9 protein-coding genes and 5 pseudogenes are annotated in these 14,052 nt (G+C 53.1%); 1 reads left to right on the top strand and 13 read right to left on the bottom strand.

The annotated features are described in order from the left end of the window. Window positions 1-36: 36 nt before the first annotated feature. Both glmS and glmU read right to left on the bottom strand, forming a co-directional pair. Entirely contained in the window at window positions 37-1,866 is a 1,830-nt protein-coding gene (gene glmS, locus O1V66_RS17265; protein WP_045048890.1) for a glutamine--fructose-6-phosphate transaminase (isomerizing), read from the bottom strand. Between the two features lie 238 nt (window positions 1,867-2,104). After that, window positions 2,105-3,479 (bottom strand): annotated as a pseudogene (gene glmU, locus O1V66_RS17260) (bifunctional UDP-N-acetylglucosamine diphosphorylase/glucosamine-1-phosphate N-acetyltransferase GlmU). A gap of 21 nt (window positions 3,480-3,500) precedes the next feature. Here glmU and O1V66_RS17255 point away from each other — a divergent pair. Then, a complete protein-coding gene (locus tag O1V66_RS17255) occupies window positions 3,501-3,779 on the top strand; it encodes a hypothetical protein (RefSeq protein ID WP_269127920.1) in 279 nt (92 codons plus the stop codon). Here O1V66_RS17255 and O1V66_RS17250 read toward each other — a convergent pair. The 11 genes and pseudogenes from O1V66_RS17250 to mnmG form a co-directional block, all read right to left on the bottom strand. Then, window positions 3,776-4,201 (bottom strand): F0F1 ATP synthase subunit epsilon, encoded by a 426-nt coding sequence (locus O1V66_RS17250; RefSeq protein WP_045048892.1) that lies wholly within the window; start codon window positions 4,199-4,201, stop codon window positions 3,776-3,778. The two genes, O1V66_RS17255 and O1V66_RS17250, sit on opposite strands and share 4 nt — an antisense overlap. Window positions 4,202-4,252: 51 nt before the next feature. After that, window positions 4,253-5,636, bottom strand: a pseudogene (atpD, locus tag O1V66_RS17245) (F0F1 ATP synthase subunit beta). A gap of 32 nt (window positions 5,637-5,668) precedes the next feature. Next, window positions 5,669-6,537 (bottom strand): annotated as a pseudogene (gene atpG, locus O1V66_RS17240) (F0F1 ATP synthase subunit gamma). 56 nt (window positions 6,538-6,593) lie between these two features. Next, window positions 6,594-8,136 (bottom strand): annotated as a pseudogene (atpA, locus tag O1V66_RS17235) (F0F1 ATP synthase subunit alpha). Window positions 8,137-8,148: 12 nt separating this feature from the next. After that, entirely contained in the window at window positions 8,149-8,682 is a 534-nt protein-coding gene (gene atpH, locus O1V66_RS17230) for a F0F1 ATP synthase subunit delta (RefSeq protein ID WP_045048896.1), read from the bottom strand. Between the two features lie 14 nt (window positions 8,683-8,696). Further along, a complete protein-coding gene (gene atpF, locus O1V66_RS17225; RefSeq protein WP_045048897.1) occupies window positions 8,697-9,167 on the bottom strand; it encodes a F0F1 ATP synthase subunit B in 471 nt (156 codons plus the stop codon). Window positions 9,168-9,233: 66 nt separating this feature from the next. Next, on the bottom strand, window positions 9,234-9,473 hold the full coding sequence (atpE, locus tag O1V66_RS17220; protein WP_004093904.1) for a F0F1 ATP synthase subunit C: 240 nt from the start codon (window positions 9,471-9,473) through the stop codon (window positions 9,234-9,236). Window positions 9,474-9,523: 50 nt separating this feature from the next. Beyond that, the gene (atpB, locus tag O1V66_RS17215) at window positions 9,524-10,306 is read right to left on the bottom strand and encodes a F0F1 ATP synthase subunit A (RefSeq protein ID WP_045048898.1); all 783 of its coding nucleotides are present in this window, start codon (window positions 10,304-10,306) and stop codon (window positions 9,524-9,526) included. Between the two features lie 42 nt (window positions 10,307-10,348). Further along, the gene (gene atpI / locus O1V66_RS17210) at window positions 10,349-10,741 is read right to left on the bottom strand and encodes a F0F1 ATP synthase subunit I (protein ID WP_082051044.1); all 393 of its coding nucleotides are present in this window, start codon (window positions 10,739-10,741) and stop codon (window positions 10,349-10,351) included. A 640-nt stretch (window positions 10,742-11,381) separates the two neighbouring features. Next, window positions 11,382-12,002 carry a 16S rRNA (guanine(527)-N(7))-methyltransferase RsmG gene (rsmG, locus tag O1V66_RS17205; protein ID WP_045048899.1) on the bottom strand — a complete coding sequence of 207 codons (621 nt, stop codon included), beginning with the start codon at window positions 12,000-12,002 and terminating at the stop codon, window positions 11,382-11,384. Between the two features lie 79 nt (window positions 12,003-12,081). Then, window positions 12,082-13,970: pseudogene (gene mnmG / locus O1V66_RS17200) on the bottom strand (tRNA uridine-5-carboxymethylaminomethyl(34) synthesis enzyme MnmG). Between the last annotated feature and the right edge of the window lie 82 nt (window positions 13,971-14,052).

Here is a 14,052-nt window from a genome sequence, read left to right as displayed (position 1 = left end):
AATTCAGTGGCTTAGCCACTCAAACGGGATGCGGCGTTATTCTACGGTAACAGATTTCGCCAGATTGCGTGGCTGATCGACGTCGGTGCCTTTGATAAGCGCGACGTGATAAGACAGCAACTGGAGCGGCACTGTGTAGAAAATAGGGGCCACAATTTCTTCGACGTGCGGCAACTGGATGATTTTCATGCCGTCGCTGTCGGTGAAACCGGCATCCTGATCGGCGAAGACATACAGCTGACCGCCGCGTGCGCGCACTTCTTCGATATTGGATTTCAGCTTTTCCAGCAGTTCGTTGTTTGGTGCAACAACGATGACCGGCATATCGGCATCAATCAGGGCCAGCGGGCCGTGCTTCAACTCACCGGCGGCGTAGGCTTCTGCGTGAATGTAGGAAATCTCTTTCAGCTTCAGCGCGCCTTCCATTGCGATTGGATATTGATCGCCACGACCCAGGAACAGCGCGTGATGTTTGTCGGAGAAACCTTCTGCCAGCGCTTCGATGGTTTTATCCAGCGACAGCATCTGCTCGATGCGCGCAGGCAGCGCTTGCAGCCCGTGAACGATGTCGTGTTCAACCTGTTCGCTCATGCCTTTCAGACGGCCCACGCGTGCCACCAGCATCAGCAGAACGGTCAGCTGAGTGGTAAACGCCTTGGTCGAGGCGACACCGATTTCGGTACCGGCCTTGGTCATCAGCGCCAGGTCAGATTCGCGAACCAGCGATGAACCCGCGACGTTGCACACCGCAAGCGAGCCAAGATACCCCAGCTCTTTGGACAGGCGCAGCGCCGCCAGCGTATCGGCCGTTTCACCAGACTGGGACAGCGTAATGATAAGGCTGCCCGGACGCACGGCCGATTTGCGATAGCGGAATTCGGAGGCGATTTCTACGTCGCACGGCACACCGGCCAGCGCTTCGAACCAGTAACGCGCCACCATACCGGAGTGATAGGAGGTGCCGCAGGCAATGATCTGCACATGCTGGACTTTCGCCAGCAGCGCGTCGGCATCGGCACCCAGCTCGCTCAGATTGATTCTGCCATGCTCGAAACGCCCTTCCAGCGTATTTTTAATCGCCTGTGGCTGCTCGTAGATCTCTTTTTGCATGTAGTGACGATACGCGCCTTTATCGCCGGCGTCGTACTGCACTTTGGATTCGATTTCTGCACGCTCTACCTTGTTACCGTGTTTATCAAACACGGTAACTTCGCGGCGTTTAACTTCTGCGACATCGCCTTCTTCAAGGAACATGAAACGACGAGTGACAGGCAGCAGCGCCAGCTGATCGGAGGCGATGAAGTTTTCACCCACGCCACGACCAATCACCAGCGGGCTGCCGGAGCGGGCGGCCACCAGCACGGAAGGGTCACGTTTATCCATCACCACGGTGCCGTAGGCGCCACGCAGCTGAGGGATCACACGCAGAACCGCTTCGAGCAACGTGCCGCCTTGAGACAGCTCCCAATGCACGAGGTGCGCGATGACTTCGGTATCGGTCTGGGACGTAAAACGATAACCGCGTTCGATAAGCTGCACGCGCAGCGGCTCGAAGTTTTCGATAATGCCGTTATGAACAACGGCGATGTAATCGGAAACGTGCGGGTGTGCATTCGCCTCGGACGGTTCGCCGTGCGTTGCCCAGCGGGTATGGGCAATACCGGTGCCACCGTGAAGCGGGTGCTCGTCCAGCGCATCTGCCAGCATCTGCACTTTGCCAAGACGGCGTAAACGGCCCATATGACCTTCGTTATCGACCACTGCCAGACCGGCAGAGTCATAACCGCGGTATTCCAGACGGCGTAAGCCTTCCAGCAGGATTTCAGCAATATCGCGTTGCGCTACTGCGCCAACAATTCCACACATCGGTTTTATTCCTATAGAAGATCTGTTTGCAGATCTTTTTGATGCCACAACCTGATTGATAGCCGCGGCGGTCGCGCAAGCACGCCGTGCGGGTTCCCCGAGCCTTGTAGAGACGGGGATTATTATGTTTTGCGCTGTCCATCGCTCTGAAATGGGCAAGGCAAAACACAATCGGTCATCATAATTAACAGGGCAGGACAGATGCGTTCACCTCTGTCCTGCTCCTGTTGAACATCGTTTACGAGGTTCGTTTCAGCGGTCGTTGCCAGTCAGGTTTGTGCACCTGAGTAACACGACTTATCACGAGGCCGCCTGCGGCCACATCACGCGTAATGGTGGTGCCTGCGGCGATAGTCACGTCGTTGCCGACGGTGACCGGCGCAATCAGTTGCGTATCGGAGCCGACAAAGACGTTGTCGCCAATGACCGTCTGCGACTTGTTCACGCCGTCGTAGTTACAGGTAATGGTGCCTGCGCCGATATTGACGTTATCGCCAATGACCGCATCCCCGAGATAGCTGAGGTGACCCGCTTTCGACCCTACGCCGAGACGCGCTTTTTTCAGCTCGACGAAGTTACCGACGTGGGCGCCCTGACCCAGCTCCGCACCGGGACGCAGACGGGCAAACGGGCCGACGGTGCATTCCGCCTGAAGATTTGCGCCGTCGAATACGCTGTAGGGACTGATGACGCAGTCATCGCCGATCACACAGTCTTTCAGCACACAACCTGCACCAATGGTGACGCGGTTGCCCAGCTTGACCTTGCCTTCGATAACGACATTGACGTCGATATTGACATCGATACCGTGCGACAGCTCGCCGCGCAGATCAAAACGCGCAGGGTCCATCAGCATGACGCCCGCCAGCAACAGGCTTTCGGCCTGTTCCTGCTGATAAACGCGCTCGAGGCGAGAGAGTTGCAGGCGGTTGTTCACGCCCTCGACTTCGCTCAGGCGAGCAGGGTGTACGGTCGCAATCTCATGACCTTCGGCATGCGCCATCGCAATGATATCGGTGATGTAATATTCGCCCTGCACATTGTTATTCGAGAGTTTGCCTAACCAGCGCTTGAGGGAGGCACCGGTTCGCCACCAGAATGCCGGTGTTTATCTCGTTGATGAGAAGCTGTTCGGGAGAGGCGTCTTTCTGCTCGATGATGCCGACCACCTTGTCGTTCTCACGAACGATACGGCCATAGCCGGTAGGATTATCAAGTTTGACGGTCAGCAGACCGATGCCGCCTTCAGGCTTGGCAGCCAGCAGCTTTTGCAGGGTTTCTACGGAAATCAGGGGCACGTCGCCGTAAAGCATCAGGACATTTTCGTCGTCGGCGAACTGCGGCGCGGCCTGCTGCATGGCGTGGCCGGTGCCGAGTTGTTCGGCCTGCAATACCCAGCTTAACTCGCTACCCGCCAGATTCTGCCTGAGCAGGTCTGCACCGTGGCCGTAAACCAGATGGACATTATTGGCACCGAGTCGGGTGGCCGCATCGATAACGTGCTGAACCATCGGTTTTCCGGCAAGGGGATGCAGCACCTTGGGAAGGTTCGAATACATACGCGTTCCCTTGCCTGCGGCAAGGATCACGACACTTAATGCGCTGTTGGACATAGGCAACCTGACAAATCCAGTTTGAGTGACAAAAGTAACCCGTTAGCCGGTCGGATTACTACATATTTTTCATTGAAAACTACCCACAGGCCGCATGCGGCAAGGGTTGAGCGGTTTATAAACAACGTGAAAGGAAACACGGAAAAACTGTCTTCAATAGCAGACAGTATTTCATTGAAATGCGCTGAATTGAATGAAGAACTTGCTGAAAATACCGCTTTTTTAAAGCAAAAAAAGCGACCCGAAGGTCGCTTTCCAATTGGCAGTGCTTTGATAACCAATACGGCTATTGCCGATTAGTAACCCGCTCTTCTGGTCAGTTCGATTACGCGAAGTTTCGCAATCGCCTGAGCCAGTTCTGCCGACGCCTGAGCATAGTCGACGTCGCCGTGAGACCCGTTGATGTGGTCTTCCGCTTTACGCTTAGCTTCAAGCGCGCGCGCTTCGTCGAGGTCTTCTCCACGGATTGCAGTGTCAGCCAGCACGGTCGTTGCGTTCGGTTGCACCTCAAGGATGCCTCCGGAGAGATAAATATACTCTTCTTCGCCGTGTTCTTTGACAATACGCACCATGCCAGGCTTGATGGCGGTGAGCAGCGGGGCGTGACCAGGGAAAATACCCAGTTCACCTTCGCTACCCGTCACCTGGATTTTCTGCACCAGGCCGGAGAACATTCTCTTTTCCGCGCTGACTACATCCAGATGGTAAGCTTTTTCAGCCATGTCACCTTCCTCTCTCAATACTGCAACGTAAATTACCCCGAAGGGAGAACATTACAGTTTTTTGGCTTTTTCCACGGCTTCTTCGATAGGGCCAACCATGTAGAACGCTTGTTCTGGCAGGTGGTCGTAGTCGCCTTCGATAATGCCTTTGAAACCACGAATGGTATCTTTCAGCGGTACGAATTTGCCTGGAGCGCCGGTAAAGACTTCAGCAACGAAGAATGGCTGAGACAGGAAACGTTCGATTTTACGCGCACGAGATACAACAAGCTTGTCTTCTTCAGCCAGCTCGTCCATACCCAGGATTGCGATAATATCTTTCAGTTCCTTGTAACGCTGCAGAACAGACTGCACGCCACGCGCCACGTCATAGTGCTCTTGACCAACAACCAGCGGATCAAGCTGACGGCTGGTGGAGTCCAGTGGATCGACCGCTGGGTAGATACCCAGAGAGGCGATCTGACGGCTCAGTACCACAGTCGCGTCCAAGTGGGCGAAGGTGGTTGCCGGAGATGGGTCAGTCAAGTCATCCGCAGGAACGTAAACGGCCTGTACAGATGTGATTGAACCACTTTTGGTCGAGGTGATACGTTCTTGCAGAGCGCCCATCTCTTCCGCCAGCGTTGGCTGATAACCTACCGCAGAAGGCATACGGCCCAGAAGTGCGGACACTTCGGTACCGGCCAGGGTGTAACGGTAGATGTTATCGATGAACAGCAGCACGTCACGACCTTCATCACGGAATTTTTCCGCCATGGTCAGGCCTGTCAGTGCAACGCGCAGACGGTTACCCGGTGGCTCGTTCATCTGACCGTAAACCAGTGCAACTTTGTCGATAACGTTGGAGTCAGTCATCTCGTGGTAGAAGTCGTTACCCTCACGAGTACGCTCACCCACACCTGCAAACACGGAGAAACCGGAGTGCTCGGCCGCGATGTTACGGATAAGCTCCATCATGTTTACAGTCTTACCAACACCAGCACCGCCGAACAGGCCGACTTTACCGCCCTTGGCGAACGGACACATCAGGTCCATTACCTTGATACCGGTTTCCAGCAGTTCCTGGGAGTTTGCCAGCTCTTCGTAAGAAGGAGCTGCACGGTGAATACCACGACGGTTCTTCTTCGCCGATTTCACCTTTCATGTCGATTGGTTCACCCAATACGTTCATGATGCGACCCAGAGTCGCAGTACCTACCGGTACTTCGATTGGGTGTTGCAGGTTGTTCACTTTCAGACCGCGACGCAGGCCGTCTGAGGTACCCATTGCGATACAACGAACAACGCCGCCGCCGATCTGTTGCTGAACTTCCAGCACCAGCTTGGAGGTACCGTTTTCTACCTCAAGAGCAGTGTACACGTTCGGTACTGCATCCTGAGGGAACTCGACGTCCACCACGGCGCCGATTACCTGGATAATCTTTCCAGTAGCCATCTTGAATCCTCTACGTAATTCGTAAACCTAGCTTAAACCGCGGAGGCTCCCCGACGATCTCGGTGAGTTCCTGAGTGATGCTGGCCTGACGAGCTTTGTTGTATACCAACTGCAGCTCTTTGATCAGGCTGCCGCCGTTATCGGTGGCGGCTTTCATCGCTACCATTCGCGCGGCCTGTTCGCTGGCCAGGTTTTCTACGACGCCCTGATAAACCTGAGACTCTACATAGCGACGCAGGAGGGTATCCAGCAGCGCTTTCGGGTCTGGCTCATACAGGTAATCCCAGGACTTCTTCGCCAGGGTGCCGGTATCTTCTTCCGCAGGCGGAAGAGGCAGCAGCTGAACGATTCTTGGTTCCTGAGACATGGTATTGACGAATTTGTTGCTAACAATGCACAGCTTGTCTAAACGACCTTCATCGTAGGCTTGCAGCATGACTGCCACGGGACCGATCAGTTCTGACAGGGAAGGGTTGTCCCCCATGCCAGTAACCTGGGCAACGACGTTGCCACCCACGGAACCGAAGAAAGATGCCGCTTTAGAGCCGATCAGAGCCAAGTCAATCTCGACGCCCTGCTCGCTCAGACCTTTCATCTCCAATAGCAGTTTTTTGAACAGGTTGGTGTTCAAACCGCCACAGAGACCGCGATCGGTAGACACGACCAAATACCCGACGCGCTTAACTTTACGCTCGTCCAGGTATGGGTGCTTGTATTCCAGATTACCCTGCGCAAGGTGACCAATCACTTTGCGAATGGTATCTGCATAAGGACGGCTGGCCGCCATGCGTTCCTGCGTTTTACGCATTTTGGAGGCGGCGACCATTTCCATCGCTTTAGTGATCTTTTGCGTGTTTTGCACGCTACCGATCTTACTACGTATCTCTTTTCCGCCGGCCATCTCTGCTTCTCCTCATTACCACTTCCCCACCGGGTTAACGGTGAGGGAAGTCAGTATTACCAGGACTGGGTTGCTTTAAAGGTCTCGAGGATGGTTTTGAATTTACCCTCGATTTCCTTGTCGTACGCGCCAGTTTGGTTGATTTGTTGCATCAGCTCGCCGTGCTCGCGGTCGGCATAAGCCAACAGCGCAGCTTCGAAGCTACCCACTTTAGACAACTCAACGTCTTCCAGGAAGCCACGCTCTGCAGCAAACAGAATCAGAGACTGCGCAACGATAGACATTGGCGCGTACTGTTTCTGTTTCAGCAGCTCGGTCACTTTCTGGCCGTGATTCAGCTGTTTACGGGTTGCTTCATCCAGGTCGGATGCAAACTGTGAGAACGCAGCCAGTTCACGATACTGTGCCAGTGCGGTACGAATACCACCGGACAGTTTTTTCATGATCTTGGTCTGAGCAGCACCACCAACACGGGATACGGAGATACCCGGGTTAACCGCAGGACGAATACCGGAGTTGAACAGGCTTGATTCCAGGAAGATCTGACCATCGGTAATCGAAATTACGTTGGTCGGAACGAACCGCGGAAACGTCACCAGCTTGCGTCTCGATAATCGGCAGTGCAGTCAGGGAACCGGTTTTACCTTTCACTTCACCTTTGGTGAATGCTTCAACGTAATCAGCGCTCACGCGAGATGCACGCTCCAGCAAACGGGAGTGGAGGTAGAACACGTCACCCGGGTAAGCTTCACGACCTGGCGGACGACGCAACAGCAGGGAGATCTGACGGTAGGCAACGGCCTGTTTAGACAGGTCATCGTATACGATCAGGGCATCTTCACCGCGGTCACGGAAGTATTCACCCATCGCGCAACCAGAGTATGGTGCCAGGTATTGCAGCGCAGCTGATTCAGATGCGGTTGCAACAACAACGATGGTGTTGGCCAGTGCGCCGTGCTCTTCCAGTTTGCGAACCACGTTGGAAACGGTGGAAGCTTTCTGACCGATAGCGACGTAAATACATTTGATACCGGAATCGCGCTGGTTGATGATGGCATCAATGGCCAGAGCGGTTTTACCGGTTTGACGGTCACCGATTACCAGTTCACGCTGACCACGACCGATTGGGATCATGGCATCGACTGACTTGTAGCCAGTCTGAACAGGTTCGTCAACGGATTGACGATCGATAACGCCCGGTGCGATAGCTTCTACAGGAGAGAAACCGTCGTTATCAACCGGACCTTTACCATCAATAGGGGCACCCAGTGTGTTAACCACACGGCCCAGCAGGCCGCGGCCAACTGGAACTTCAAGGATACGACCCGTACATTTTACTTTCATACCTTCGGCGAGGTCGGCGTAAGGGCCCATAACTACGGCACCTACAGAGTCGCGCTCCAGGTTCAGGGCGATAGCGTAGCGGTTACCCGGCAGCGCAATCATTTCGCCTTGCATGACTTCGGCCAGGCCGTTCACGCGGATGATTCCGTCAGAGACGGAAACGATAGTACCTTCATTGTGAGCTTCGCTCACTACATTAAACTGAGCAATGCGCTGCTTGATCAGTTCGCTGATTTCGGTGGAATTCAGTTGCATGCTCCAGTCCCCTTAAGACTGCAAGACGTCTGCCAGGCGTTCTAGACGACTGCGAACGCTGCCATCAATCACCATATCACCTGCACGGATTACGATCCCGGCAAGAACAGACTTGTCAATTTTGCAATTCAGCTTAACTTTGCGAGACAAACGTTTTTCCATCGCAGCAGCGATTTTCGCCTGCTGTTCTTCAGACAGAACGTTGGCAGAAATAACTTCTACTTCAACGGTCGCCTCCAGTGCCGCACGCAGTTCGAGGAACTGTTCCAGCACTTCAGGAAGAACGCGTAAACGTTTGTTATCAGCCATAACCTTGATCAGGTTCTGACCCGCTTCGTCGAGTTGTTCACCACATACCGCGATAAAAGTTTTAGAAAGCGCTTCAGGGCCCATGGCACCTGTCAGCAATTCCGAAATCTGTTTATCGCGTGTGACTTGAGCCGTGAACGCGAGCATTGACTGCCAGCGGTCCAAGCTTTGATGCTCAACGGCAAAGTCAAAAGCTGCTTTGGCGTAGGGGCGAGCTACCGTAGTAAATTGTGACATCAGCCCCTCCCTCCTTACAGTTCAGCGACCAGTTTATCAACGATGTCGCTGTTAGCAGCTTCATCCACGGAACGTTCGATGATTTTCTCGGCGCCAGCAATGGCCAAAATACCGACTTGTTTACGTAACTCTTCACGAGCACGTTGACGTTCAGCGTCGATCTCTGCCTGCGCTTGCGTCACGATCTTGTTACGTTCCTGCTCGGCTTCAGTTTTAGCTTCATCGATGATCTGAGCTCTACGCTTGTTAGCTTGCTCGATAATCACCTGAGCTTCCGCTTTGGCTTTAATCAGTTGGTCGGTCGCATCGGCTTGCGCTAAATCCAGCTCTTTTTTGGCTTGTTCTGCGGAAGATAAACCGTCAGCAATTTCTTTTTGACGTTTTTCGATGGCAGCCATAATTGGCGGCCATACATACTTCATGCAGAACCAGACAAACAGGACGAACGCGATAGCCTGGCCGAGGATTGTTGCGTTAAGATTCACAGCACAATGCCTCTTTCAAAGTGAAATTAGTTGATGTCTATCGATTAACTCAGAGCGAGCTCTGTGTTAGGCGACAGCAAACATCACGTACAGACCCAGACCAACAGCGATCATCGGGATGGCGTCGACCAGACCCATAACGATAAAGAACTGTGTACGCAGCAGAGGAATCAGGTCAGGCTGACGCGCAGCGCCTTCCAAGAATTTACCACCCAGGATGCCGATACCGATCGCAGCACCGATTGCCGCCAGGCCCATCATCACAGCGGCAGCCATGTACAGCAGATCCATACTCAGGTTTTCCATGACAGTCTCCAGTTTGTTTCAGTTAAAACGCAGTATTGTTAAAAGAAAAATCAGTGTTTTTCAGATGCCATCGACAGATAGACAATCGTCAGAACCATGAAGATAAAGGCTTGCAGTGTAATGATCAGGATGTGGAAAATGGCCCAAGGCACACTTAGAACCCACTGTGACCACCACGGTAGCAGGCCAGCAATAAGGATGAAGATCAACTCACCCGCATACATATTGCCAAACAGTCGCAGACCCAGTGAAACTGGTTTGGACAGCAGGCTGACGCCCTCAAGAATCAGGTTAATCGGAATGAAAACCGGATGATTGAAGGGTTGCATTGTTAGTTCCTTAACGAAACCACCAACACCTTTCATCTTAATGCTATAGAAAAGAATCAAAATGAATACGCCAAGAGCCATCGACAACGTAACGTTCACGTCGGCGGTTGGCACAACTCGCAGAGCTGGCAGACCGAGAACATGCTCACCCACGTAAGGGAGCAAGTCGATTGGCAGCAAATCCATCAGGTTCATCAAAAACACCCAGACGAACACAGTCAGTGCCAGAGGCGCGATCACTTTGCTTTTGCCGTGATACATGTCTCGCACATTACTGTCGACGAAACCGACAACCAGCTCTACAGCCGTTTGCAGTTTACCTGGAACACCACTGGTGACGTTTTTGGCGACGCGATGGAAAATAACCAAAAAGAGTACCCCGAGGACCACGGAGAAAAACATCGAATCGATGTTAATCGACCAGAATCCCGTCCCAACCTGAAGCTGTGTCAGATGGTGACCGATATACTCTTGTGGAGTAGAGATTTCTCCTGATGCAGACATGATGCCTCTTACCCTTTAGTAGTTAAGTACGGTTATCTACGGTTACGACCGATTGATTACGGTCGGAGCTACAATCTGCGTGATTAGCACAGATAAATAGGCCATACCCAGCGGAGCAAAAGCAGCCTTGAAAAGGCCCAGCGCGATAACCAGCAAAGTTATGGTAGCCACAACTTTCAGCGCCTCTCCGATGACAAATGACCAGGCAACTCGTCCAGAGACCGTTGTTTGCGCCTGTTGGCGCCACGCATACAGCATAAACAGTGCATTCGGTAGCCAGGCAGCCATTCCCCCCAGAAGCGCAGAGACGGACCACCAGGAACTCTTGAAACCCAATGCTGCACTGAGAAGGACAAACGTCAATAGCTGCAGTATTAACAGCTTTCTCGCTACTTTCCCGCCGTTCTTATCGTATAAGGAGTAAGACACAGACATGACGTTTATTCTCTCGTACCTAACTGGAGGTATGCTGAATGCCGTATAACACTGCCTTACCCCAAAGGAGTCAAGCAGCAAAAAACGTGCAAATTATACGGGCCACTCAAACGAATTCAATGGATAAGTAGCGAAAAGGTGAACAATTATTTAAATTGACCTTTTTAGAGCTATTTTCATAAGCAAACTACAGCCCTAAATAACGACAAATCAGCTGTCGACTTATTCCTTAACCCGACAAATATGCGTGCGCCGGATCACAAAATTCGTATTTAGCCGCTAATTTATTCGCCTGCCCTTACTCATCCACATTTTTGGCTTATATTTTCAAGCCATTAAAAACAACAACTTACGACTTCAAGCAATAATATTAATGGCGCTACTGAATTACCTGCCGCTCTTTTCACAAACAAACAACAAATAACAACAATTTGATCACAATTAAAATATTGAGCGCTTAAATGCAATTCAATTTCAAAAGTGATTATTTCGCATTGGATTAAAGCCAAAAGGTCAATCGGCTGCTGCTCAACCGTAAAATCCAGGTAAAAAGCGAATAAATAGCCAAACTAGTTAGCTTGCTTATTTTTACCTAAATTAAACATCTTGTTTTCTGACGTTTTATTGACGCAAGACAAACTTAGCAGGCGCGCAAAATCACCAGATGCCTTTCGCCTTCCAACTCGGGTACGCGGAGCTTGACGACTTCCTGCAACGCAATACCTTCCGGCAGCGAAGCCAGTTCGTCATCGGGACGAAGGCCTTTCAAGGCGTAGAAACGGCCCTGCCCTTTCACCGGCAAATGATGACACCAGGAGAGCATGTCCTGCAATGACGCGAACGCGCGGCTGATAACGCCGTCGAAAGCCGGTTCGGGGATAAACTCCTCTACCCTGCTCTGCACCGGCTCGACGTTTTTCAGTCCGAGCTCATGCTGTACCTGACGCAGGAAGCGTACGCGCTTGCCCAGGCTGTCCAGCAGAGTGAAATGAGCATCGGGGCGGACAATCGCCAGCGGAATGCCTGGCAGGCCGGGGCCGGTCCCGACATCGATAAAACGGTTGCCCTCGAGATGCGGGTTCACCACGATGCTGTCGAGAATGTGGCGCACCAGCATCTCCATCGGGTCACGCACCGAGGTGAGATTATAGGTTTTATTCCACTTGTGCAGTAACTCGACGTAGCCAATCAGCTGCTGTTTTTGTTGATCGGGTAGCGCTATTCCTGCCGCAGCAAGCAGCGAGTCCAATTTCTTTTGCATGGTAAGTCCTTGAGGCAAACTGAACCCGTCTCCCGCGCTGACAAACGCGGGAGACGGTGTGGCTGAATACTCGTTAACGTCAGGCGCTGCGGCGCAGCAGACCCTGTTTTTTCAGCCAGACTAAAAGTATCGAGATAGCCGCCGGGGTGATCCCCGAGATACGGGTAGCTTGTCCGATAGACGTTGGACGGTGATCGTTGAGCTTGGCGATCACTTCGTTGGACAGGCCGTTGACCTGCTTGTAATCCAGCGTTTCCGGCAGCAGCGTATTTTCGTTGCGCTGCTGTTTTTCAATTTCTTCCTGCTGACGCGCGATATAGCCTTCGTACTTGACCTGAATCTCGACCTGCTCGGCGGCCTGCGGATCGGCGACTGCCGGTGCGAAGGCGTTCATGGTGGTCAGCAGTTCGTAGGTCATTTCAGGACGACGCAGCAGCTCTTCGGCGCTGGCTTCTTTCGACAGCGGCGCAGAGAGTTTATCGTTGATTTCGGCAACCTGTGCGTGGTGTGGGTTAACCCAAATACCGCGCAGACGCTGACGTTCCTGCTCGATCATTTCAAGCTTCTCGCTGAAACGCGCCCAGCGTGCATCGTCAACCAGACCCAGCTCGCGGCCTTTTTCGGTCAGACGCAGGTCGGCGTTGTCTTCGCGCAGCATCAGACGGTATTCGGCACGCGACGTAAACATGCGGTACGGCTCTTTGGTGCCCAATGTGCACAGGTCGTCGACCAGAACGCCAAGATAGGCCTGATCGCGACGTGGCGCCCAGCCTTCCTGTTCCGTGGCGCTACGGGCGGCGTTGAGGCCGGCAAGCAGACCTTGTGCGGCCGCTTCTTCGTAACCGGTCGTGCCGTTGATCTGTCCGGCAAAGAACAGACCGTCGATAAATTTGCTTTCGAGCGTAGGCTTCAGGTCACGAGGATCGAAGAAGTCATACTCGATGGCGTAGCCAGGACGCACGATCACGGCGTTTTCCATGCCCTGCATCGAACGCACGATTTGCATCTGCACGTCGAACGGCAGGCTGGTCGAGATACCGTTTGGATAAACTTCGTTGCTGGTCAGGCCTTCCGGTTCAAGGAAGATCTGGTGCGCGTTACGATCCGCAAAACGCATGACCTTGTCTTCGATCGAAGGGCAGTAGCGAGGACCGATCCCTTCGATGATCCCGGCGTACATCGGGCTGCGATCCAGATTGCTGCGGATCACGTCATGGGTTTTTTCGTTGGTATGCGTGATGTAACACGGGATTTGGCGCGGATGCTGCGCCGCATTGCCCATGAACGAGAATACCGGAGCGACCTCGTCGCCGTGCTGCTGGCCAAGGACGCTGAAATCGATGGTACGCGCGTCGATACGAGGCGGCGTGCCGGTTTTCAGGCGATTAACGCGCAGCGGTAACTCGCGCAGACGTTGCGAAAGTGAAATGGCAGGGGATCCCCGGCACGGCCACCGCTGTAGTTTTCCAGCCCGATGTGGATCTTCCCGTCGAGGAAGGTTCCTACGGTCAAAACTACCGCTTTGGCACGGAATTTTAGGCCCATCTGGGTGACAGCGCCGACCACACGATCGTTTTCGACGATCAGGTCTTCGACAGGCTGCTGGAAAATCATCAGATTAGGCTGGTTTTCCAGCGCAGTGCGTACGGCCTGGCGGTAAAGCACACGGTCTGCCTGCGCACGAGTCGCACGAACGGCAGGGCCTTTAGACGCGTTTAGTATCCTAAACTGGATACCCGCATGGTCGATCGCCGTTGCCATCAAACCACCGAGTGCGTCCACTTCTTTAACCAGATGTCCCTTCCCGATCCCGCCAATGGCAGGGTTGCACGACATCTGTCCCAGCGTGTCGATATTATGGGTCAATAACAGAGTTTGACGTCCCATTCTGGCTGAAGCCATGGCCGCTTCTGTGCCTGCATGGCCGCCACCGATGATGATGACGTCAAATTGATCCGGATAAAACATGGTACTGCACCTCGAAGTTCAACGAACGATCGTATTGCGTTGGGAAAACGGATTCTACGCGAGTTTGGAGCTTCCACAAGCC

The organism is Rouxiella chamberiensis (assembly GCF_026967475.1).
Lineage (GTDB): Bacteria > Pseudomonadota > Gammaproteobacteria > Enterobacterales > Enterobacteriaceae > Rouxiella > Rouxiella chamberiensis.
The sequence above is the reverse complement of the archived record's forward strand: the minus strand, read 5'-3'. Positions and strand labels throughout refer to the sequence as shown.